21 protein-coding genes are annotated in these 22,764 nt (G+C 45.7%); all 21 read right to left on the reverse strand.

Annotation, left to right across the window (positions count from 1 at the left end; all coding sequences use genetic code 11):
- Window positions 1-31: 31 nt before the first annotated feature.
- A complete protein-coding gene (locus tag DN062_RS17445) occupies window positions 32-2,128 on the reverse strand; it encodes a chemotaxis protein CheA (RefSeq protein WP_112160580.1) in 2,097 nt (698 codons plus the stop codon).
- A gap of 13 nt (window positions 2,129-2,141) precedes the next feature.
- Window positions 2,142-2,948 carry a protein phosphatase CheZ gene (locus DN062_RS17450; RefSeq protein WP_112160581.1) on the reverse strand — a complete coding sequence of 269 codons (807 nt, stop codon included), beginning with the start codon at window positions 2,946-2,948 and terminating at the stop codon, window positions 2,142-2,144.
- 39 nt (window positions 2,949-2,987) lie between these two features.
- Window positions 2,988-3,371 carry a chemotaxis response regulator CheY gene (gene cheY, locus DN062_RS17455; RefSeq protein ID WP_112160582.1) on the reverse strand — a complete coding sequence of 128 codons (384 nt, stop codon included), beginning with the start codon at window positions 3,369-3,371 and terminating at the stop codon, window positions 2,988-2,990.
- Window positions 3,372-3,463: 92 nt separating this feature from the next.
- Window positions 3,464-4,174 carry an RNA polymerase sigma factor FliA gene (locus DN062_RS17460; RefSeq protein WP_112160583.1) on the reverse strand — a complete coding sequence of 237 codons (711 nt, stop codon included), beginning with the start codon at window positions 4,172-4,174 and terminating at the stop codon, window positions 3,464-3,466.
- A gap of 25 nt (window positions 4,175-4,199) precedes the next feature.
- A complete protein-coding gene (locus tag DN062_RS17465) occupies window positions 4,200-5,015 on the reverse strand; it encodes a MinD/ParA family protein (RefSeq protein ID WP_112160584.1) in 816 nt (271 codons plus the stop codon).
- A 12-nt stretch (window positions 5,016-5,027) separates the two neighbouring features.
- Entirely contained in the window at window positions 5,028-6,464 is a 1,437-nt protein-coding gene (flhF, locus tag DN062_RS17470; protein WP_112160585.1) for a flagellar biosynthesis GTPase FlhF, read from the reverse strand.
- Between the two features lie 37 nt (window positions 6,465-6,501).
- Window positions 6,502-8,592 (reverse strand): flagellar biosynthesis protein FlhA, encoded by a 2,091-nt coding sequence (gene flhA, locus DN062_RS17475; protein WP_239995834.1) that lies wholly within the window; start codon window positions 8,590-8,592, stop codon window positions 6,502-6,504.
- A 161-nt stretch (window positions 8,593-8,753) separates the two neighbouring features.
- The gene (gene flhB, locus DN062_RS17480; RefSeq protein WP_112160587.1) at window positions 8,754-9,896 is read right to left on the reverse strand and encodes a flagellar biosynthesis protein FlhB; all 1,143 of its coding nucleotides are present in this window, start codon (window positions 9,894-9,896) and stop codon (window positions 8,754-8,756) included.
- Between the two features lie 12 nt (window positions 9,897-9,908).
- Window positions 9,909-10,679, reverse strand: a complete 771-nt coding sequence (gene fliR, locus DN062_RS17485) for a flagellar biosynthetic protein FliR (RefSeq protein ID WP_239995835.1) — start codon at window positions 10,677-10,679, stop codon at window positions 9,909-9,911.
- Window positions 10,680-10,683: 4 nt separating this feature from the next.
- Window positions 10,684-10,953, reverse strand: a complete 270-nt coding sequence (locus DN062_RS17490; protein ID WP_112160588.1) for a flagellar biosynthetic protein FliQ — start codon at window positions 10,951-10,953, stop codon at window positions 10,684-10,686.
- A 16-nt stretch (window positions 10,954-10,969) separates the two neighbouring features.
- A complete protein-coding gene (gene fliP, locus DN062_RS17495) occupies window positions 10,970-11,707 on the reverse strand; it encodes a flagellar type III secretion system pore protein FliP (RefSeq protein WP_112160589.1) in 738 nt (245 codons plus the stop codon).
- Complete coding sequence (gene fliO, locus DN062_RS17500; protein ID WP_112160590.1) at window positions 11,704-12,141, reverse strand: flagellar biosynthetic protein FliO; 438 nt, start codon at window positions 12,139-12,141, stop codon at window positions 11,704-11,706. The genes fliP and fliO overlap by 4 nt, the downstream gene beginning before the upstream one ends.
- Window positions 12,141-12,551 carry a flagellar motor switch protein FliN gene (gene fliN / locus DN062_RS17505; RefSeq protein ID WP_112160591.1) on the reverse strand — a complete coding sequence of 137 codons (411 nt, stop codon included), beginning with the start codon at window positions 12,549-12,551 and terminating at the stop codon, window positions 12,141-12,143. Before fliN ends, fliO begins: the two co-directional genes overlap by 1 nt.
- Before the next feature lie 25 nt (window positions 12,552-12,576).
- Window positions 12,577-13,557, reverse strand: a complete 981-nt coding sequence (gene fliM, locus DN062_RS17510; RefSeq protein WP_112160592.1) for a flagellar motor switch protein FliM — start codon at window positions 13,555-13,557, stop codon at window positions 12,577-12,579.
- 14 nt (window positions 13,558-13,571) lie between these two features.
- On the reverse strand, window positions 13,572-14,075 hold the full coding sequence (locus tag DN062_RS17515; protein WP_112160593.1) for a flagellar basal body-associated FliL family protein: 504 nt from the start codon (window positions 14,073-14,075) through the stop codon (window positions 13,572-13,574).
- A gap of 72 nt (window positions 14,076-14,147) precedes the next feature.
- Complete coding sequence (locus DN062_RS17520) at window positions 14,148-17,372, reverse strand: flagellar hook-length control protein FliK (RefSeq protein WP_112160594.1); 3,225 nt, start codon at window positions 17,370-17,372, stop codon at window positions 14,148-14,150.
- A gap of 116 nt (window positions 17,373-17,488) precedes the next feature.
- On the reverse strand, window positions 17,489-17,947 hold the full coding sequence (gene fliJ, locus DN062_RS17525) for a flagellar export protein FliJ (RefSeq protein ID WP_112160595.1): 459 nt from the start codon (window positions 17,945-17,947) through the stop codon (window positions 17,489-17,491).
- Window positions 17,944-19,323: a flagellar protein export ATPase FliI gene (gene fliI, locus DN062_RS17530; protein ID WP_239995838.1), complete on the reverse strand. Its 1,380-nt coding sequence runs from the start codon at window positions 19,321-19,323 to the stop codon at window positions 17,944-17,946. The genes fliJ and fliI overlap by 4 nt, the downstream gene beginning before the upstream one ends.
- Before the next feature lie 24 nt (window positions 19,324-19,347).
- Window positions 19,348-20,094 carry a flagellar assembly protein FliH gene (locus DN062_RS17535; RefSeq protein ID WP_112160597.1) on the reverse strand — a complete coding sequence of 249 codons (747 nt, stop codon included), beginning with the start codon at window positions 20,092-20,094 and terminating at the stop codon, window positions 19,348-19,350.
- A 3-nt stretch (window positions 20,095-20,097) separates the two neighbouring features.
- Window positions 20,098-21,093, reverse strand: coding sequence for a flagellar motor switch protein FliG (gene fliG / locus DN062_RS17540; RefSeq protein WP_420811682.1), 996 nt, complete (start codon window positions 21,091-21,093; stop codon window positions 20,098-20,100).
- Window positions 21,086-22,759: a flagellar basal-body MS-ring/collar protein FliF gene (fliF, locus tag DN062_RS17545; protein WP_112160599.1), complete on the reverse strand. Its 1,674-nt coding sequence runs from the start codon at window positions 22,757-22,759 to the stop codon at window positions 21,086-21,088. The genes fliG and fliF overlap by 8 nt, the downstream gene beginning before the upstream one ends.
- Window positions 22,760-22,764: the final 5 nt, after the last annotated feature.

Here is a 22,764-nt window from a genome sequence, read left to right on the forward strand (position 1 = left end):
AGGAATCACCCACTCAACAGAGCTAAACCAACTATTCTGCATAGCGTTTCAAAAGATTTGGAATATCGATAATGAGTGCTATTCGTCCGTCACCTGTAATCGTTGCACCTGATAACCCTTGCGTTCCATGTAAAATGGAACCCAAGGGTTTAATGACCACTTCCTCTTGCCCTACCAACTGATCGACAACAAAGCCAACTCGAGTCGTGCCGACTGAAACGATCACAACATGCCCCTGTTCTGGCAAGTCCGCCACTTCATGCCCTTTCACCAACCAACGCTTCAAGTGGAATAATGGCAACGCACGGTCACGAACAATGATAACTTGCTGACCATCAACGATGTTTGTTTTGGTTAAATCTAAATTATAAATTTCGTTTACATTCACCAAGGGCAGTGCAAACGCTTGCTCTTCCAAAGTCACCATCAAGGTCGGCATAATCGCAAGCGTTAATGGAACTTGAATAGCTATCTGGGTACCTTGTCCAAGGACAGAGTCAATTGCCAGCGTCCCGTTCAGCTGAGTAATTTTGGTTTTGACGACATCCATACCGACGCCTCGACCTGAAATATCTGAAATTTCAGATTTTGTCGAGAAGCCCGCTTGGAATATCAAATTAAAACATTCGTGATCGGTCAAACGTGCAGCGGCTTCAGGGTCAAGCATCCCCCTAGAGACGGCCAAACGACGCAATTTCTCTGCGTCCATACCCGCACCATCATCACGAATGATTAGCAGAATATGATCACCCTCTTGCTCTGCAGAAAGTAAAACATGCCCTTCTCTTGGCTTACCCATCATTTCACGATCTTCGGGCGACTCAATACCGTGATCAACTGAGTTGCGGACTAAGTGAATCAATGGATCAGCTAGAGCTTCAACCAAGTTTTTATCTAGGTCAGTCTCTTCACCTCGCAACTCAAGGCGAATTTCTTTTTTCAAACTTCTCGATAAATCTCGAATTAAACGAGGAAAGCGTCCAAAAACCTTTTTAACAGGCTGCATCCGTGTTTTCATTACAGATGTCTGTAAATCAGCTGTGACCATGTCCAAAGTACCTAACGCTTTAGACATCTCCTCATCATCACCAGCACCGCCTAATCGAACCAAGCGATTTCTGACAAGAACCAGTTCACCCACCATGTTCATTATTTTATCAAGTAACGCCGTATCAACGCGCACGTTACTCTCTTGAACAACCTTAGCCTGAGCAACGGGTGATGGCACTGAAACCGATGTTTTGGTTGACACTATATCTTCAGAGGGTCCCGACGACATAGAGGAATAGTCATCTTTGATATAGGCATCTAAGTCAGATGAAGCTTTTGCTGTAGGGGCGGATGGAGCTGGAGCAACATATGCAAACGCACCTTCACCTTTGGCTTGCAGGTCATTGAGTAGCGCTTCAAATTCATCTTCAGTTATTTCTTCATCAGAACTCGTCGCTGCAACAGAGTCCGTAAGCTTACCTGGAGCACCTCCTGAACCATGGAGCTCATCAAGAAGCGCTTCAAACTCACTTTCGGTAATCAAATCTTCTTCTGTGTCATATACTTTTGCTTCGGAAGAAGACTTAGATGGTCCAGTCACATCCCCCAACAACAAGTCAAATTCATCATTTGGAGAGTTCGGATTCAACACAGCCGACTGGGGCTTTTCCACTTTGGCAGAAGAAGGCGAGGGCCGAGCTGTAGAAGTCGATTTAGGAGCAGCGATAGGCTCAGCAGAATCCTCTACCTCACCAGAGACAAAAGCCTTCAAACGAGCAAGGAGCGCATTTGAAGCAGGCTGAGGTGCCTCACCGTTACGAACATTGTCAAACATTACGTTGACGGCATCTAAGGATTGCAAGACCACATCCATAAGCGCTGCAGTTAGTTTAATTTCACCGTTTCGGAGCAAATCAAACAAATTTTCTGCCTGATGACAGCAGTCAACCATTGGGTCAAGCTGAAGAAAACCAGCACCACCTTTTACAGTATGAAAACCTCTGAATATAGCATTAAGCAAATCACGATCATCTGGCCTTTGCTCAAGATCGACGAGCTGTTCAGACAACTGTTCTAGAATCTCACCTGCTTCAACGAGGAAATCTTCTAGTATTTCCTGATCGACATCCAAACTCATAGACATCCCCTATTCAAAAGCCTAGGCTTGACAACAGATCGTCGACATCATCCTGATTAGACACTGCGTTAGCTTCTTTATTTTTTAATTGAGGACCTTGTGCTTTAATCTGATCCTCAGCTACTTTACTTTCACGCGCCACTTTTTTTGACACATCCATACCACTCAGCCGCTCTACCTTTGACGCCATCTCCATTAGTTTAACGAGTTGAGTTTCAACTTGGGTCATTAATGTGATAACACGTCGAATAAGTTGACCTGTAATATCTTGGACACTTTGCGACACTAAAATCTCTGTCAGTACTGACTTTAACTCAGCGACTGTCTTTTCAGATTCATTTTTGACCATGCATGTTCGGTCATAAACACCATCTAAGGCTTTAAAATCGCCCTCTAGCTGCCCCACCAACAACAATAAATCTCTGAAACGCTCTGATTGATGATCTAGACGGTCTACTAGAGTTAAAGATTTATCAACGCGGTCCATCGTCTCATGAGAATTTTTATCAGTTAATTCAATAACATATGCCAGCCTATCAGAAGCATCCGACATAGTAGGCATACCCGATGAGACTACATCCCTACTGCCAATTTTTTCACCAATATCACTGGAAAATGACTTGATTGCTTCATGAAGTCCTCGGGTCAGATGCCCTACCTCATTATAAAAAACTTGGTGTCTTGCTTGCTGGAGCTGATTAATCAAATCAATAGCGGTGTGCAACTGACCCTGATCAATTGCCAAAACTAACTCTCTGGCTTTTTGACCTAACAGCTCTTCGAGTCCTTCATATTCTAAATTGGCAATTTGACTATTCATTGTCTAACTCTTTTTGTAGTAAGCAGGCTAAAAAAGCGACTAACTAATGCGCTCGAAAATCTTTTCGATTTTCTCTTTCAATACCACTGCAGTAAAAGGCTTAATGACATAGCCATTCACACCCGCCTGCGCCGCAGCGATGATCTGTTCACGTTTTGCTTCAGCAGTCACCATTAAAACAGGTATATGCGCCAATTCAGGATCGGACCTAACCTCTTTAAGAAGGTCTATTCCTGTCATGCCAGGCATGTTCCAGTCTGTGATCAAGAACTCAATTCGACCTTGTTTTAATATCGGCAATGCCGTTCTACCATCATCGGCCTCATCGACATTGGTAAAACCGAGATCACGCAACAGATTTTTAATAATTCGTCTCATGGTAGAAAAATCATCTACAACAAGAATTTTGATGTCTTTTTTCAAGACACTATCCCCCAGCTATGATCGCTAAAAACATAATTCACTATCATCTATAGTAATCACGGTTTGTCGATATCTCAAACAAAAGCGACTACTTAATTCCAACCTTTTAAACGACTTCTAAGCCTCAGGGCGGCTTGGGAGTGTATTTGACTTACTCTAGACTCACTAACCCCAAGAATGCTACCTATTTCTTTTAAATTTAGCTCTTCATCGTAATATAAAGCCAAAACAAGGCGCTCTTTTTCTGGCAAGTCTCCTATCGCTGCAACCAAAGCACTTCGAAAGGCATCCTGACTCACAGCATCTGATGGGCTTAATTCATCCCCTTCAAACTGCAAGACAGCCCCTTCATCAGACTCATCCGTCAGCTCATCAACACTGAATAAGCGCGCCTCCATGGAGTCTTGTAATAATCCGTGGTACTCAGAAAGCGATATACCCAGCTCATCTGCCACTTCTCGATCCGAAGCATCTCGCCCTTCACGTGACTCTACCTGACGCATAGCCTCTGCCACACGACGACCGTTTCGATGTACAGACCTAGGCGTCCAATCGCCTCGTCTAACCTCATCGATGATTGCGCCTCGAATACGGATACCAGCATAAGTCTCAAAGCTTGCACCTTTACTCATATCGTATTTTGACGCAGCTTCAAGTAAACCAATCATTCCTGATTGTATAAGATCATCCAGCTGGACACTCGCAGGTAAGCGCGCCATCAAATGTTGGGCTATCCGCTTCACAAGAGGAGCATATTGTTCAACCAGTTCGTGGCTAGGCGTAAATTGGAGCTGATTATACATGCAGCTTCTTCGTCTGATGTTGTATTTAAATTCGCTGAACCAATCGTTCGACAAAAAACTCAAGATGTCCTCTTGGGCTTTTTAAAACAGGCCAACTGTCCACTTTGACAGCCAACTGTCGAAAGGCAAGCGATGATTTACTGTTTGGAAAAGCTTTAACAACAGGCGTTTGTTTTTGAACCGCTTTTCGTACTGACTCATCATAAGGTATTGACCCAACATATTGAAGGGTTACATCCAGAAAGCGGTCAGTTACGGTAAGAATTTTATTAAACATATGCCGCCCCTCTGTATCTGAATGGACCATATTAGCGAGAATCCTGAAGCGCGTCATCCCGTGATCACGATTCAGCATTTTTATAAGCGCATAGGCATCCGTAATTGAAGTCGGCTCATCACACACCACCACCAACACTTCCTGAGAGGCTCTGACAAAACTAACCACCGACTCAGAGATTCCTGCCGCCGTATCAATGATCAATATATCCATGGAGTCGGCAATATCATTAAACGCATAAATTAATTCTGCATGCTGATGTTCAGAAAGAGTGGTCATTTCTTGAGTACCAGAAGACGCTGGCACAATCCACATATTATCATCAACACGCACCAACACATCCGCTAGAGTCGTATGACCATCCAACACGTCAGCGATGGTTCTCTTTGGCCGCAAACCTAATAAAACATCAACATTCGCAAGCCCCAAATCCGCATCCATCAATACAACCCTTCGCCCCATATCACTGAGGGCCGTGGATAGATTAACCGAGACATTGGTTTTTCCAACACCTCCTTTTCCACCTGTAACTGCAATGACTTTTACTGGATGAGCTTGCTTCATATGATGCCCTTACTAGCCTGCTCGAAAGACAGGTTGAGACTCATCATCAGATGAGTGCCGCTGTGAAACAACCACCGCTCGGCTCACGAGATCTCTTCTTTGCGCCACAATCAAATCATCGGGAATCTTTTGACCATCCGTCACGTAGGCTATTGGCAATTGTTTTTCAACCACGAGACTCAACGCCTCCCCCACACTGCCGGACTCATCCATTTTCGTCAATACGCATGCATTAAGATTAAGCTCTTTATATATATCATAGGTACTACGCAACAATTGTCTTTGGCTCGAACACGAAAACACCAATAGTTTTTTAATTCGCATTGAAACAGATGAAAACATATCCATCTGTGTTTTACCCATCAAATCACGCGTATTCATTCCTGCTGTATCGATTAGAACTAAACGTTTACCCCGCAAGGATAACAGCACTTCTTCCAAACTATGGTTCTCATCTACAACACGCACCGGGACATCTAAAATACGGCCAAAGGTTTTAAGCTGTTCATGTGCGGCGATCCTAAAGCAGTCGGTTGTCACCAAAGCTAAACTGGAACTCCCGTGCTGCAACACATAGCGAGCAGCCAACTTACCAATTGTCGTCGTTTTACCAACGCCAGTAGCCCCAACAAAGGCAATCATACCGCCACGTTCTATAAATTCCTCACCAATAACAGGTATTGCATCTGCAAAGCGACCTAATGCATTACGCCAAGCATCCTCTTCAGACAATTCTGACTCAATAGAAGACACCAACTGCTGAATTAATCGAGCACTTAAACCCATTTGCTGAAAACGTGATTCAGTCACACGAATAACAGATGCGGGATGCTGGTAGGACGCAGGTTTAGGACGAACAGGCGGCTCTTGTATTCGCCCTATCTGCTCTTGCATCATGGAGCGAAGCTGATGGATTTCTTGTTGCATGACTCGGATCAAATCATCCTCTTGTGGAGGCTGACGTACTGACTTTGCTGCTGGCTGCGGCACATCCGACCAATCACTAGACGCAAAGGAATCCTTTGGCACTGCCCGTGATCGTGCATCATCTTGAGTTTTCAGAGAACTCAAAATAAACCTTAGATCCTCGTCATCTTCATCATCAATCTGCTTGTTTTGTGTATGATCGAGCACAGGAATTGGCTGTTCTGCCACACGGCGCGCTTCAGATATTTTTCGTTCTACTCGTTTTAGCTCTTCAGCCAAATCGGGATCTGAGCGACGTGACTGAGCGCGTGGCGCAACCACCACCTCTTCTTTAGGCGCTTTGGATTTTGAGCGCAACATTTCCGCTTGTGCTTGCTCATAGTCTTCTTCACGGGCAGCAACCACTTCAACACCACCAGCGACTCGATGATTAGATATAATGACCGCATCCGCTCCAATTTCTTCCCTGACACGTCTCATGGCTTGCCGCATATCAGGAGCAAAAATACGTTTCACTTTCATAGTTGATCCTTACCGAAACTGCGCTCGTTCATCCACATTACGAATTCCCACCCACCGTTGCAACAATGGTCACCCGTTTACTTTCAGGTATTTCTTGATAAGAAAGCACATGTATTTGGTGCTCACCATATCGAACAAATCTTGCCATTAAAGGCCTTACGGGTGCCGCAACCAATAAAACTGACGGCTTACCCATCATCTCCTGTTGCTGAGCGGCACGCCCAAGTGAGGTTTGCAAACGCTCAGCCATACCCGGCTCCAACACTAAAGTTTCATCTGATGGCTGCCCCTGCTGCATTGAACCTAACAGCATTTGCTCTAAACTGGGCTCCAACGTAATCACTGGTAACTCTTGATCTGAGCCGTTGATTCCTTGAACAATTAGGCGTGACAAAGCCACCCGGACCGCTGCCGTTAACGCCAAAGGATCCTGCGTTCGATCAACGGCTTCAGCTAGGGCTTCAGCCACCGACCTGAAATCCTTAAGCGACACCTGCTCCATTAATAAATTTTGCAATACTTTTAACAATACACTGACTGAAAGCTTTTTGGGTACTAATTCTTCAACCAATTTAGGGCAAGTTTTAGTCAACATATCCAAAAGCTGTTGCACTTCCTCATGACCCATTAAATTGTGTGCATTATTCTGCAAAATCTGGTTCAAATGCGTTGCGACAACCGTACTTGCATCAACAACAGTATAACCTAATGTTTGCGCATGCTCCTTATGGCCTTTCTCAATCCAGACAGCATCTAAACCAAACGCCGGATCTTTGACGGCAACACCCTTCAAACTACCGAACACCTGACCAGGATTAATCGCCAACTCTCGATCAGGATAAACCTCTCCTTCACCAGAAATAACACCCATCAACGTAATTCGATAAGCACCTGGCATTAAGTCAAGATTATCTCGTATATGAACAGATGGCACCAAAAACCCTAAATCCTGGGATAACTTTTTCCTCACCCCTTTAATACGACCGAGTAACTGCCCACCCTGCATTTTATCGACCATAGGAATCAGGCGATAACCAACCTCTAGGCCGACCATATCAACGGGCATCACGTCATCCCAGTTCAGATCACGCTGTTCCTCTTCTGCAATAACTGCATCTGGCAAGTCTGCTTCAGCCTGCTGAAATTCATTTTGCTTAACTTGCCGACTGTGAATCATATAAGCAATGCCCGCTGCTACAGCCGCTAGGGAGATAAACGCAAAGTGAGGCATCCCTGGGACAATACCCATCACAAAAATCACACCGGACGCAACAAACAACGCCCTTGGTGATGCAAACATTTGTGTAAAAACCTGACTTCCCATCGCTTCAGATGAGTTAGCACGTGTCACCATTACAGCGGCCGCCGTTGACAAAAGCAAAGAAGGCAATTGCGCAACAAGCCCATCCCCAATCGTCAACAGGGAATAGTTTTTCATCGCCGTATCAAAATCCAAACCATGCTGAAGCATACCTATCCCTAAGCCGCCCAGCAGGTTGATCACTAAAATCAAAATACCAGCAACCGCATCCCCTCGAACAAATTTTGACGCACCATCCATAGACCCGTAAAAATCCGCCTCTCTTGTAACTTCTTGTCGACGCTCGCGAGCCTCATCCTGCGAAATTAAACCTGCGTTCACGTCCGCATCAATTGCCATTTGCTTACCGGGCATTGCATCCAAAGTGAATCGAGCGCTGACTTCTGAAATACGGCCCGCACCTTTCGTTACCACTACAAAGTTAATAATAACCAAAATCATGAAAACCGCGATACCCACAACATAATTACCGCCAACAACCACCTCACCAAAGGCTAAAATAACCTGACCAGCGGCAGCTCCACCTTCATGACCATTCAAAAGCACAACTCGTGTAGAGGCCACATTCAGTGCCAAACGCATCAGTGTCGCAGCTAACAAAATGGTTGGAAAAACGGCGAAATCCAGTGGGCGTAAGGCGTAGATACACACCAACAAGACGACAATCGACAAGGCTATATTGAATGTAAAAAAAACATCCAACAAAAAAGGCGGAATAGGCAGCGTTACCATGGCCAAGATAACCAATAGCAACAAAGGAATACCAATATTCCCATGCCCGATTCGTTTTACGTTTTGTACAAACACACCTCTATCCACAACACCCAACCGTCAACAAAATGACCAAAAAATTAAACCATATAATATAAAAACGCACTAATCGTCTAAATTGAGCTAGAAACGCCATTTTTTTGACAAAAGAAACAAAATGACGAGACATAAGGGCGTTATGCAATATTTAAGCCAAATTAGTCAGGATCAACTCGAAAAGTTTCAGGAATTTCAAGATCTTGCTCTCTTGGCGCTGGAATTGCTGATTGGCTGTAGGAGGGAGTATTTTTTAATTGATAGACGTATGCTAATACTTGAGCAACCGCCGTATACAAACCAGTTGGGACTTCATCCCCAACCTCCGTCGCATAAAATAAAGCTCGTGCTAGGGCTGGCGATGATAAAATCTGTACATCGTGCTCTTGTGCTATTTCACGAATCTTGAGCGCAACAAAATCAGCACCACGGGCAATAATGACGGGGGCATCTCCATGACTCTGATCGTATTTGATAGCTACAGCATAGTGGGTCGGGTTGGTGATAACTACGTCTGCGCTCGGCACATCTTTCATCATTGTGCGCTGCGACATTTCATATTGTAACTGACGAATACGCCCCTTTACTTCGGGCTTACCCTCGGTATTTTTCATTTCATCTTTAACTTCTTGCATCGTCATTTTCAGCTTTTTATTGTAGTCATAAAGCTGATACGGCACATCAACCAACACAACCAGAATCATAGTTGCACTGATCAACAAAAAAGACCAAGCTAACACCTCTAAAGCATGCTCAATGGATGTTTCAATGTTTTCGGCCGTCAACGCCATCAACTCCGGCCGCAAAACCATGACCACCAAGACAGATACAGCCCCAACCACCAACACCTTTGCTATAGCCTTAAAAAGCTCGACCAAAGACTTCATAGAAAACATTCGCTTAATCCCAGCCAACGGATTCAAACGACTGCCTTTAGGCTGTAACGACTCTCCACTAAAGTTCCAACCACCAAGCGCGATTGATGATAAAAAACTGGCCAAAAAGACCATCAGAAAAAAGCCCCATAAACTGAAAAAACTATCCCACAAAGCTTCATATAAATAAATAAACATAAAAGCAGGATCGGAGACTGCCTCACCACGGATGCTGAAGTTATGGCTAAACATTCGCATCATCGTCTGCCCAACATGACTACCAAACATCAAAGCGGCCGCCGCTGAGGCCATTAGCAGCGCCAGAGTTGTCAGCTCTTTTGAGCGCGCAATATCCCCTTTTTTTCGCGCATCTTGTATGCGCTTCGCCGTGGGTTCTTGTGTTTTTTCTTGACCCGTTTCTTCAGCCATTCATTCCTCCCATTAGAGCAACAATGAGTGAATAAAACTTAGCATAAAGTCAGTCATACGCACGTAGTGATCATAAAAAATGGGGACATTAACCCAATGCATAAATAAACCAACCAGCATAATGAAAGGGAAGCCTATCGCAAAAATATTCAACTGAGGCGCAGCTTTTGTCATGATGCCAAAGGCAAGGTTAATAATTAACAATGCAAGGATTGCAGGCATCGCCATCAACAGCGCCGCCATAAATAGCCAGCTTAGAGTCAAAACGATGCGCATAAATACTTCGCCATCCACCCCAGTGAGCCCGACAGGTAAATGAAAAAAGCTCTGGGCTAGGATTTCAATCATCACTAAGTGCCCATTCATTGCCAAAAACAATAACGTTGCCATCATGGAATAAAACTGAGCAACCACAACAACGCTAACACCATTACTTGGATCCGTCATCGACGCAAAACCTAAGCCGGACTGCATAGCTATAATTTGCGCCCCAGCAAGAAAACTCTGAAACAACAATTGTAGTGTGAACCCTAGCACAACACCGATCAAAATCTGATTTGCAATCACAAGCCAATTATATAAAGAGAGGCCGTCAAAGACAGGCATTTCGGGCAGTACAGGCACAATCAGAAGGGTCACAACTAACGCCAGCCCTAAGCGAACTCGTACAGGAACCATTTGTGTACCGATGATTGGAACGGCCATAAAAAAAGATGAGACGCGAAACAAAGGCCACAAAAAAGTAGAGACCATCTGTTCTAGCTCAGCTAAAGAAACAAACACGACTCTACCCAATCATATGGGGAATATTCAAAAACAAAAACTCAAACAAATCCATAATTTGAGTCACTATCCATGGCCCCGCATACATTACCGCCAACAAACTTACGATAAGACGTGGTAGAAAGCTCAGGGTTTGCTCATTAATTTGGGTCGCCGCTTGGAATACTGAGATAATCAATCCCACCATCAAAGCAGGCCCGACAATTACCGTAACGATTTTGATAATCAACCAAAATGCGCCACCATATAGGTCCAGCGTATTTCCAATCAGCACGCTTTAGCCCTCCTCGCTAGATTCCAAAACTGGCAGCCAGCGTGCCGACAACCATCGCCCACCCATCCACCAATACAAATAGCATTATTTTAAATGGCAGTGACACAATCACGGGAGACAACATCATCATACCCATGGCCATCAACACACTTGCTACAACCAAATCAATGACCAAAAAAGGTATAAATAACATAAATCCTATTTGAAATGCCGTTTTTAGTTCGCTTATAACAAAGGCTGGGATCAAAATTCGAAAGGGCACGTCTTCCTGTGTTTCCACACGAGGCGTATCAGAGATACGCATAAACAGATCAAGATCACTTTCGCGCGTATTACGAATCATAAACTGATGAAAAGGCTTTCCTGCTGCCTCCAAAGCATCCAAACCAACTAATTCTCCAGCTATATATGGCTGTACAGCCTCAGCATTCACTCGCTCGAAGACAGGCGTCATGATAAAAAACGTTAAGAAAAGCGCCAAGCCCACTAAGACTTGATTCGAGGGTGTCTGCTGCAAACCTAGCGCTTGTCGCAAAATCGAAAAAACAATAATAATTCGAGTAAATGAAGTCATCATCATGAGCATTGCTGGCAGGAATGTCAGCATCGTCATGAGCGCTAAGATCTGTATCGTGACACCATACTCAGCAGAACCATCCTCATCAACACGCAAGGATATAGCAGGGATTCCAAAATCCTGCCCCTGCACCATCAAGGGCATGAACACCAAAAAGAGAAATAACCACCCTCTCATTTCGAGCGACCTCTTTGTGCAGCTATAATCGACTTTAGCCTTGACCCAAAATCATCGCATGGCACAGACAGCTCAATAACAGGCTCATCAAAAGACTTAAGCAAAGTCACTTGCCCCTGCGAAACCCCCAAAAGCAACTGTTCATCACCCACCTGCACTAGGACGACTCGCTCTTTTTGCCCCAAAGACAAAGCAGCCACAATTCTCAATTTTTTATGTTGGCCAGGTAAAAATGCAACACGTCGCATAATAGCGGCAATAATAAAGATAACGGCTATAACCAACAGCAAACCTAGCACCATCTGAACAATCGCCGCAAAGGTCATAGGCTCTGAAGACATGAAGTTATTTTGAGGCACTAAAGGTGCTTCTGTCGCGAACGCATAAGAAGACGAAAGAATAAAACAGACAATCAGCGTTAGTAACCCTTTCACTATTTTAATCGCCTAATCCGCTCTTGAGGACTGATAACATCGGTTAAACGTATGCCATAGCGATCATTGACAACAACAACTTCGCCGTGAGCAATTAATGTGCCATTCACCTTGACGTCAAGCGGCTCACCAGCAACACGATCAAGTTCCAAAACAGAACCTTGGCTCAGTTGAAGCAAGTTTCGTATGGCAATTTCAGTACCACCAACCTCCACCGTCATTTTAACGGGAATGTCTAAAATAACTTCAAGCCTAGGGTCACCGCCGGAAACTGACTCATCCTTCAGTTCACTAAGCTGAACCTTCATGATATCTGGCTCCGAATCCGGCGACCCTACCTGCTCTTCCATCGCAGCCGCCCACTCATCAGCTAGGGCTTGTTGATCAACATTAGCGTTTTCGTCACTCACACTCGGATCTCCGCAATAGCACTATTTATTCAGAATCCTGCTTAAGGACTCGATGTATTTTCACTGCAAGGTTACCACGAGATGTTCCTAGTTGGCAGGTGTACAAGGGCACTGCATTCGCTTTAAGTTTGAGCTGATCCGGTATATCAACTGGAATCACATCTCCAACTTCAAACTCCATAACATCGCGTAATGTCATCTCACGCTCAGTCACAATTAAGTCAATTGGTAGGCTTGCATGTAATATATCCCGTCGTAGCGACGACATCCAACGATCATCTCTTTCGGATTCAGAACTGTGGTATACCGACATCAACTGATCACGTATAGGTTCAATCATTGAGTAAGGAATGGTCACATGAAAATCACCATTCCCCCCCTCAAGATCAACCTGAAACGAGCTTACAATCACCACTTCATTGGGCCCTACAACGTTGGCCATCGCAGGGTTCAATTCGTGACCTATCTGCTCAAATTTTAAGGTGTGAATAGGTAACCATGCATGCCTTAGATCTTCAAAAAACTGGTTGACTGTTTTATAAACCAATCTATTTTCAGTTGGCGTAAAATCTCGGCCTTCAATCTTTGCATGCCGCCCATCTCCACCAAAAAACTGATCAACCAGTTTGAAAACGAGCTTTGCATCCATGATCAAAAGACCCGTTCCGCGCCAAGGCATTACTTTCATTAGCGTCATACTGGTAGGAACATATAGAGTATGGATGTAATCACCATACTTCATCACCTGCACTCCACCGACGGTCACGTCTGCGGGCTTTCTCAGTAGATTAAACAACGTCACTCGTGCTAAACGCGCAAAACGTTCATTGACCATTTCTAGCGTCGGCATTCGCCCACGGACAATGCGCTCTTGGCTGGTTAGATCATAAACACGAACCCCCGACTCATCGACAGAACTTTCGTCAGCTGTTTCAACATCACCATCATCAACGCCGTGCAACAGGGCATCAATTTCATCTTGCGATAGCAGATCCTTAACGGACATTTAACGCTGCTCCATTACTGCATCACAAAGTCGGTAAACAAAACAATCTCAACAGCATCGCCAGGACCACCACGCTCACTCACTAAACGTCTTACCAATTCGGTGGATTCCTGCTGCAAGGCCCGCACACCCTCTACTGTTCTCAAGGAATCAGGATTACTTGTTGTAAATAGAGTATTTAGACGCGCAACAAATAAAGGCATATGTGTATTCAATACAGTTTCAACAGCGGGGTTACGTGTTTTCGCTTCTGCATAGACTTGAATAAAGTGCTGTGTACCGGCCGGGTTTTGCAAGCCAGCAACAAACATCGGGCGACCTTCTAGTGTTCTAATCTTCACATAGATTGCTTCTGTCGGCGTTACCGGTTTGGCTTCTGCTTCCGATGGCTCGTCACCTCCCATTAACAAAAAGAATGCAGCCCCACCTACCACCAACAATAAAACGACAGCGGCCAAGATGATGATTAGTTTTTTCTTTGAACCTTTACCCTTGTTTTCATTGTTATCTTCAGCCATTGATCACCCCAGTCTTCAACTATCTCCAGAGTGAACAATATACCACAACCTCTATAAAACAGTGGACTTGCTTCAAGCATAATAATCGACTAATCCGATTTTTATTGGCTTTGCAAATGCAGTACTATTTTCATTTAACTGCTCAATATTTTTTCCACCCTTAGCAAAGCCTCCACCTTCCTTGTCTTTTTGTTGCTGGGAAGATTGATCAGACACAGAGGAATCTGCAAGATTTAATCCTTGCTCTGCAAACATTTCCCTTAACCTTGGCATGTGTTGCTCAAGCACTTCTCTAACGTTGGCATTCGGAGCACTAAAACTAATATTAACCTGATCACCTGCGTGAACATGGATTCGAATTCTCAACGATCCCAACTCAGGTGGATCCAAGCGTATTTCCGCAACCTTAGGGCCTTGCTGAACCATCATAATGGCTCTTTCTCCCATCCCTTTAGCCCACGCTGGATTCATTAAGCGCTCAGCCGGACGCAAGGATTCGGACATCACAGAAGATGTCGCAGGGTTAGCAGAAGTAGTTTGCTGAGCACCATTCAAGGCTGAACTCAATGCACTACTAGATCCATCCGATTTAGCGGCGGATACGGATGTCGATGAAGTGCTTGCCAACATTGACTCTCTCAGCTCCATTTCAATACGACGTTCTGAGCCTTCAGTTCGTAAACGCATCGAGTCTACAATCCGCTCAGCTTCTACCGCTGCACCAACAGGCCTTTGTGCCTCACGCAGCACAACCGAATCTTCTTTTCTAACACTTTTATCTAATCGTGGCTCTGTTTTTTGTACAGGCTCTTTATCTTTAAACAACATTGGAGCTGCAGCAGCCTCGGGAGTATCAGCAACAAGCCCCGTCGAATCCACCTTTGGCAGGTCAGTGTCTGAGGGGATTAATACCTCATTTTGAGCCGACATTGGATTAGACACCGATGCTTCTGTCGTCTGAACAGGAGCATCTTTCACTGTCGTCTCAGTAAAACCTCTAATCATCTCGCTTCTTGGCAAAGAGTCCCTACTCGGCAATACAATCTCCTCAGGCACAGGCTGAATGCTAGGTGAACCTGTTCTGGGCCCCACTGCCGCTGAAGCCTCACGAATACTCGTATCCCCTGGATTCTGCGATAAAGATGCTATGGCTCCTTCTCGTCGAATAGCCGCCTCATCCACTAGAGGAGGTTCAACATTTGCTTGCTGCACATCAGCTTGAGGACGTATTGGGGGCTGGACATCTCCACGGACTCGATTGAGTTGAGTTACGTCCTCTTGTCGTGGTGAAAGCCCATTATCATTAGACAAGCTGGATGCTTCAGTACGAATTAAAGTTTCAGTGGGCACGCCTGAAGACTCAGCTCGAATGGGAGCTTCAGCACGAAAATTTGGCGACTCTACACGAGCGGAAGCTTGATCAGGTAAATCCAGTGACACACCCCGAACGGGCGCTTGAGTACGCGAATTAGGTGGTTCTACACGAACGGAAGGCTCAGCTGGCAAATCTGTTGTGGCCACTGTCAGACTTGATAACTCAGTAGGGATAGAAGCTGTAGTTGGCAAATCTAGCGGTTCTGAACGAATGATGCCTTCAACAGGCAAGCCAACTGGTGCTGCAGGCAAGCTCGGTGACTGAGTACCAACACTGACTGGCTCACTCACTCTCACTGGTGCAGCCGAACTCGGCTTAACACTCTCTAGGCGATCAGGAACCGAAGCCACACCCTCGCCTTGGCGCTGAACCCGCTCATCCAGTTGACCTAAATCATGACTAGCATTTATTTGCGCTGACAAACGAGCATTCTCAATGATTTCCATCCTCTGAGAGTCAGGCACATCTGCTAACGGGGAGGTCACAAAAAGATTGCGCTCTAATTCAACCTTCCGTCCAGAGAGGACAGTCTCCCCCCTCACGTTGACGGTGTCTGCTTCACGAGTATCGCTTTCGAAACGTCTAGGATCATAACCCGCCACAAGAAAAGGCTCTTCTTGAATAGGGCCTGAGGGCGTTTTCAGCGTCTGAGGCGCTGGCGGCATAGACAAATCCAACTCTGGGTTGCTAGAAACCATGTCGGATTCTGAAGGTGGTTCAGGCTGTGTAGCGCGCGCAGAAAGCGCATCTTCAGACGAAATCAAATCCATGCTCGTTTCAGATGTCAGGGGCATGCTTTGGTTTTGAGCCACAGTGTCAATGCCTATCAGGTTTACAGGAGATGGATTAGAAACTGTCCCTTCTTTTTCAGCATTCAACAAAGCTCGCTCCTCAGCAAGCCTTATTATCGAGTTATCATGAGCACCGGCCTCTTTTAAGAACTCTCGCTCAACGGGCCTTAGGATTGCATCATTCGTTGAAATGCTAGCTTCTTGTCTTGGCCTCACAACCACCTGAGGCTTATCTGCGCTCACCTGTGCGGCCACGCCTGATATTAATGAAGCAGCTGCTGGATTTTCGTTTTGAACATTCAGTACAGCTGCACTGTTAGCAGATGTTTTTGGATCTTCTGGTAATAAATTAGATTTATTTACAGCGCCATCGGAAAAAATTTGACTGGGTGCGCTCACAGCCAAACCAGCACTTCCACTCGTGCTACGAGTGTCGGCAACCCCCTGTATTGTATTTGCAATAGGTGGCTCAGCTAAGTCAGCATTCCATTGATTATCTCTAATCGCTTCTCTTAGTGCCGTATCGGTTTTGTACAATTGAGCATCATCTTGCGCTTGATGAATCGCACGATGAATGGCTTTAGTAAGATCAGATACAACGACTTTACTAACATCGCTTGAGGCCTCAATGTCAGATAGACTCGGTTCGGCAGCCTTGACATGCGTTGACTTATCTTCTGCAGCAATCACTACCTGACTTACCTCATTTGAGGTACTCTTTGCAAAGTGTTTCGCTTGACTCCCTGCTTCACTTGCACTGTCAGTCAAAGAACGCCTTCTATCGGATGACTGAGTTTCTCCCAAGCTTGGGTTGGACGTTTGCAGCCGATTATCGCGAGCTGGCGACATATCGGGCTCGGCAGTATGAGTAGAGTTTCGCGGCAATTCCCTGCCGACCACTGGCAAAGAATTGCCTTGGGATGCAGATGAATCTGCCACAGCAGAGGGTGCATTAACTGAATCCCGACCGCCGGAAGCCTTTTCGATTAAAGCGGAGAATGCGTGAGCTTTCGGCGTATTAAAGAAGCTGCCAGACGGAGCCTGCGTGCCTTTAGCATCAGGCGAAGCTGGCATAGATATCGCTCCAGACAGGCCTAATGCTGACAAATTTGGGAATAAGGAAAAAGACATGTCAAACTCCAACAGCGGGGGACTTTACTGCCTTCTTGCAATATCCAAGCCAATTCACGCTATCAACACATGACATCACTTAGTTTCACAAAGGTCCATGTTGACGGATACGACCCTCAATCAGACGAAAAAAAACCTGATCGCTGAGTTAACTGAGAACGCTCATCTATTTGCCGTTGCTCTTTCTTATCTCTCTGAACCTGCTCAACATCTAAGGCCTTGTCGTGCAGTTTTTCAAGGCCCTTTGCTTGAGCGTAGGAGTGCTGCCAGTGTTTCAACACTTGCTCATACTGATCTCGCGCCAAGTAAAGTGTTTGATACTGCTGCCTCACCGCATGTTGTAAGCGCGATATAAACGCTTGATGAGAGACGATTTGAGATGATGAAAAGCCTTGTTTGCCACTTTGAGTGAACTGTTCTTGATACTCACGCAAATAGCTTTCGAGTTGTTGCAACTGGGTTTCAGCTTGCATCATTCGTTGACGACTTTCAGCCAAGTACTGATCGGCTTTCTCGCGCTTTTTAACCGCTAAATCATGAACCAACGCTAAGCGGTCGGACTTTTTCTTTGTCATCGCCTATCCATGCGCTGATTTACCATCGGCATTTTAGGCGACTGCACTGTTTGAACCTGCGATGACGCCGTAATCACCAAACCTAACTCCTCAACCGACCGAGCCATTGGCAAACTCTCTTGCATTGTCTGCTGCAAATAGGATTTTATAATAGGCTGCATTTCAATCGCTTTATCGGTTAAAGGATCACTGCCTCTAGCATAGGCGCCCACACTAATTAAGTCTGCATTTTGCTGATAGCGGGAATACATTCGTTTAAACTCCAGCGCCATCGCTAACTGTTCAGGCGTCACCACTTGTGGCATCACTCGACTGACAGATGCCTCAATATCTATGGCTGGATAATGCCCCTGTTCAGCTAAAGCTCTTGACAGGACAAAATGCCCATCGAGTATGGCACGCGCAGAGTCTGCGATGGGGTCTTGCTGATCATCACCCTCTGTCAACACGGTATAGAAAGCGGTAATTGAACCTCCGCCTTTTTCAGCATTTCCAGCGCGCTCAACCAATTTTGGCAACTTAGCAAAAACAGAGGGTGGATAGCCTTTTGTTGCAGGCGGCTCACCAACAGCCAAAGCAATTTCTCGTTGCGCTTGCGCGTAACGTGTCAACGAATCCATTAACAACAAGACACGCTTGCCCTTTGCACGAAAGTATTCAGCAATACGCGTCGTCAATTGCGCGGCACGAAGGCGCATTAAAGGGGAATCATCGGCAGGAGAAGCAATGACCACAGACCGCGCCATCCCTTCCTCTCCTAAACTATGGTCAATGAACTCCTTCACCTCACGTCCACGCTCTCCAATCAGACCGACTATCGTAATTTCAGCCTCGGTAAAGCGTGTCATCATCCCGAGCAGCACGGATTTACCCACACCACTTCCGGCAAACAACCCTAAACGCTGACCACAACCGACCGTCAACAAGCCATTAATGGCACGAATACCTACGTCCAAAGATGCATTTATAGGCTGACGATGCAGAGGATTGATAACCTCCCCCTCCAAAGTAACCCACTCATCAACATCCAAAGGCCCTTTACCATCCAGTGCTTTACCTGTGCCATCGAGAACACGGCCTAACAACCCAAAACCAACAGGCACTAAGCCTTTACCTGAAACAGGAGTCACTTTTGTTCCAGGCTGCAAACCTTCAACACTTTGCAGAGGCATCAAATAAATTTTATCGCCAGAAAAGCCAACAACTTCCGCCTCGCAAGCACGATCGGTCGTCACTTGGATATAGCAGCAATCACCGAGTGCCACTTTAAGGCCCACGGCTTCGAGTGTTAAACCAATTAGACGTGTAACATGCCCTGAAATTTGCGGCTGAGGTGAATGTAAAGACTGAGATGAAGCATGCTGCCAGCGTTCAATAAATTTCACGATAAAAACCTTAACTTATTCCGCTAGATTCGGCTCCAGAGGCATGCGCAGTGACGCTTTGAATTGATCCAGCACTTGGCTAAACCGTGTTTCAACTTGATAATCTACTTCTGAATGCTCACTAATTAAACGACAACCTCCACGCGTCATACTGACATCATCCAAGAATTCCAAACCATGTCGTTCAGCATATTCTGAAAGCAGCTGGCTATCCTCGGGGTGCATCACAATTTTTAACTGCTTGGGTTGAGCAGGTAAAGCATCCAATGCCTGCTTTAATGTACTTTTTAGGCGATCTTCTGAAATCGAAAGCTCAGACATCACAATTGCTTCTGATATCTTAACCACCAAGCCGTAAAAAAGGGCTTCTAATTGCGCCTCTTTTGAAGCTAAAGGATCGAACAATTGAGACTGTATCGACTGCAACACCTGCAACTGGATGTCAATTTGCCCTTGACCTTCATTCAATCCCATCGCTAAGCCTTGCTCATATCCCTCTCGTTTGCCCTGCTCAAACCCGTCCTGACGCCCCTCAGCAAATCCTTCTTTGTAGGCTTCTTCTCGAATGGCATCTAACTCTTTCACTGTCAGTTTTTCGGCTGCCACCTCTTCATCTACCACCCTGACTATTTCTTGCTCACGCAACGCGTGCAAAGGGCTAAAAGACGAAGATCGTTCGATATCGGGTAGCTGCCAAGTCTGAAGTTTACCCGCTTTGGCCGCAGGTATCCGAACAGGTATCGCATTATCTGATTTTGTCATCCCTTACACCATGTCATCACCGCCGCCTAAATTAATCTCGCCATCATCGGCCAAACGCCTAGCAACAGTTAAGATTTCTTTTTGAGCAGCTTCAACTTCCGAAATTCTGACAGGGCCTTTTGCTTCTAGGTCATCACGCAACAGTTCAGCGGCACGCTTGGACATATTTTTAAATATTTTTTCTTGCAGACCAGAATCAGCGCCTTTAAGAGCAATAATCAGCATATCGGTTTGCACTTCTCTCAATAAAACCTGTATACCCCGATCATCAACATCAATCAGGTTGTCAAATACAAACATTAAATCCTGAATACGGTCAGCCAACACTTCGTCAACGCTACGCATAGACTCCATTAGCTCAACTTCAATCTGCGTATCAATAAAGTTCATAATTTCAGCAGCAGACTTGATGCCTCCCAACTTCGCCAACTGAGTTGAGCGGGGACCCGAGAATTGTGTTTCCAGCATGTCATTCAGCTCTTGCAAGGCTTGAGGCTGTATCTGATCCATTGCAGCAACACGCATTACAATATCTAAACGAACATTTTCGTCAAAATATCCCAAAACACTTGCGGCTTGATCCGGTTCGAGATACGACACAATGACCGATTGAATTTGCGGATGCTCAAAACGAATCAATTCCGCTACTTGGCGTGGGTCCATCCAACGTAAGGTATCTAGACCGGATGTATTGGTCGTGAACAATATTCGATCAATCAATGTTTTGGCTTTATCTTCACCCAGCGCTTGATTAAGCATAGCTCGGATATACCGATCATTATTAATACCGATTCCTGTCTGATCGCTCACCACTTCGAGAAAATTACTAATAACACTTTCAACTTTCGATTGCGGGATATTGTCTAAACGAGACATTGCCTCACCGATACGTTGAACCTCTTTCGGCCCAAGATGCTTAAGTATTTCAGCCGCATCACTCTCACCCAAGCTTATGAGTAGAATGGCTGCTTTTTCAATATCGGTTAGGTCGTTACTCACGCTCAATCACCCACTGTTTTATCGCCTGAGCCACGCGCGCAGGATCTTCCGCCACCATACTGCGAATTTCATTTAACTGAAACTCAAAATTCTCACTCGATCCATTGATGCCGCCTGGCTCTGTTCCGCCAAAAGTGACACGATCCTCGGCCATACCGGATGCATCTAAGCCGTCCAGCTCAGCGGAAACAGCACCAACGGGACCGTATTCTAAATCTTTTTTAGCCTCACCCACCGCTGTCAAATGTTTTAATACAGGCCGCAAGATACCAAATACAAGCAAAAGAACAAATCCTGCGCCTAATGCTTGCTTAACCAGACTCCAAAACCAGTCTTCTTTCCAAAAAGGCACGTCATCCACTTCAAATAGATCTGGCGCAACAAAGGATGAGTTGATCACATCAACATTGTCACCTCTTAAAGCCGAGAAGCCAACCGAGTTCTGCACCAACTGACGAAGCCTCTGAAGATCTTCTTCGCTCCAACGTGTGCGAACAGTCTCACCCGTTTCTGGATTAATACTGACAAGATCATCAACCACGACGGCAACCGACAAACGCTTTATCCCCCCCATTTGATGGCGGGTATAGCTAATGCTCCGATCCAGTTCAAAGTTACGCGTCGCCTGATTGCGGCTTGTACCGGATGCAGCACCACCCGCTCCTGCACCCTCCGCTCCAACTACTTCTGGAACCGCAACAGGTCCTGGTGGCTGATTTGACAATGCACCAGGAACACCGACCGCTGGCTCCCCTGCAGCACGACGTTCATCCATGGTTTGTTCGCTTCGTAAGGCGGGTAAATCAGGATTATAGATTTCGCTGGCCTGCTCAATCTGAGTGAAATCAACATCAGCCGAGACCTCAGCTCTAAAGTTGCCCATACCAACCACAGGCTGCAATATGCTGTTAACACGATTAACCAGCGTATCCTCAACCTGACGCGTATACTCTAATTGCCGCGCAGCCAGAACAACATCGGTATCTGCATCTCGAATATTGAGCAAGCGCCCACGCTGATCGACAATAGTGACGTCTTTAACGTCTAGCTCAGGAATACTCGAGGCGACAAAGTTGGCAATAGCAGCAACCTGATCACGCTCCAACTGACGCCCTGAGGTCAACTCCAAAAACACCGATGCGCGGGGTTTACGTTGATCTCGAATAAAAACGGTGTCTTTCGGAATGGCCAAATGCACTCTAGCAGACCTTACCGCGACCATATTGGAGATAGTTCTTGCCAACTCACCTTCAAGGCCACGACGGTAGCGTGCTGTTTCCATGAATTGACTGGTGCCGAGCCCCTGATCACCATCCAACAACTCAAACCCCACTGTTCGATCCGCCGAAAAACCATCAGCAGCTAAGCGTAAGCGCGCATTATGAACATGCGATTCGGGCACTAAAATCGCACGACCATCCGCATCAAAGCGATAGGGTATATTGCTCATGCGCAATTGCTCAATAACCTCATTGGCATCCGCAAAGCTAAGATTTGAATAGAGCACTCGATAATCGGGCTTTTGAGACCAGAGCACAACCGAGAAGCCTATCGCAATACTTGCCGCAAGACCCACCATTAACCCCAACTGACGCAAAATGCCGAGACTATTAAAGCCCGCCATTAATCCGCCTTTTGACGTCAGTGATCCTGCTGTATTTTCCATTTAAT

Source organism: Nitrincola tibetensis, from assembly GCF_003284585.1.
In the GTDB taxonomy this organism is placed as follows: domain Bacteria; phylum Pseudomonadota; class Gammaproteobacteria; order Pseudomonadales; family Balneatricaceae; genus Nitrincola; species Nitrincola tibetensis.

What these genes read in the sequence shown, in the direction of transcription:
- flhB (WP_112160587.1), bottom strand. Translation starts at nt 9,896, where the DNA reads ATGGCTGAAGAAACGGGTCAAGAAAAAACACAAGAACCCACGGCGAAG.
- DN062_RS17460 (WP_112160583.1), bottom strand. Translation starts at nt 4,174, where the DNA reads ATGTATAATCAGCTCCAATTTACGCCTAGCCACGAACTGGTTGAACAA.
- fliM (WP_112160592.1), bottom strand. Translation starts at nt 13,557, where the DNA reads ATGTCCGTTAAGGATCTGCTATCGCAAGATGAAATTGATGCCCTGTTG.
- fliP (WP_112160589.1), bottom strand. Translation starts at nt 11,707, where the DNA reads ATGAGAGGGTGGTTATTTCTCTTTTTGGTGTTCATGCCCTTGATGGTG.
- DN062_RS17445 (WP_112160580.1), bottom strand. Translation starts at nt 2,128, where the DNA reads ATGAGTTTGGATGTCGATCAGGAAATACTAGAAGATTTCCTCGTTGAA.
- DN062_RS17520 (WP_112160594.1), bottom strand. Translation starts at nt 17,372, where the DNA reads ATGTCTTTTTCCTTATTCCCAAATTTGTCAGCATTAGGCCTGTCTGGA.
- fliJ (WP_112160595.1), bottom strand. Translation starts at nt 17,947, where the DNA reads ATGACAAAGAAAAAGTCCGACCGCTTAGCGTTGGTTCATGATTTAGCG.
- DN062_RS17515 (WP_112160593.1), bottom strand. Translation starts at nt 14,075, where the DNA reads ATGGCTGAAGATAACAATGAAAACAAGGGTAAAGGTTCAAAGAAAAAA.
- flhF (WP_112160585.1), bottom strand. Translation starts at nt 6,464, where the DNA reads ATGAAAGTGAAACGTATTTTTGCTCCTGATATGCGGCAAGCCATGAGA.
- DN062_RS17465 (WP_112160584.1), bottom strand. Translation starts at nt 5,015, where the DNA reads ATGAAGCAAGCTCATCCAGTAAAAGTCATTGCAGTTACAGGTGGAAAA.
- DN062_RS17535 (WP_112160597.1), bottom strand. Translation starts at nt 20,094, where the DNA reads ATGACAAAATCAGATAATGCGATACCTGTTCGGATACCTGCGGCCAAA.
- DN062_RS17450 (WP_112160581.1), bottom strand. Translation starts at nt 2,948, where the DNA reads ATGAATAGTCAAATTGCCAATTTAGAATATGAAGGACTCGAAGAGCTG.
- fliF (WP_112160599.1), bottom strand. Translation starts at nt 22,759, where the DNA reads ATGGAAAATACAGCAGGATCACTGACGTCAAAAGGCGGATTAATGGCG.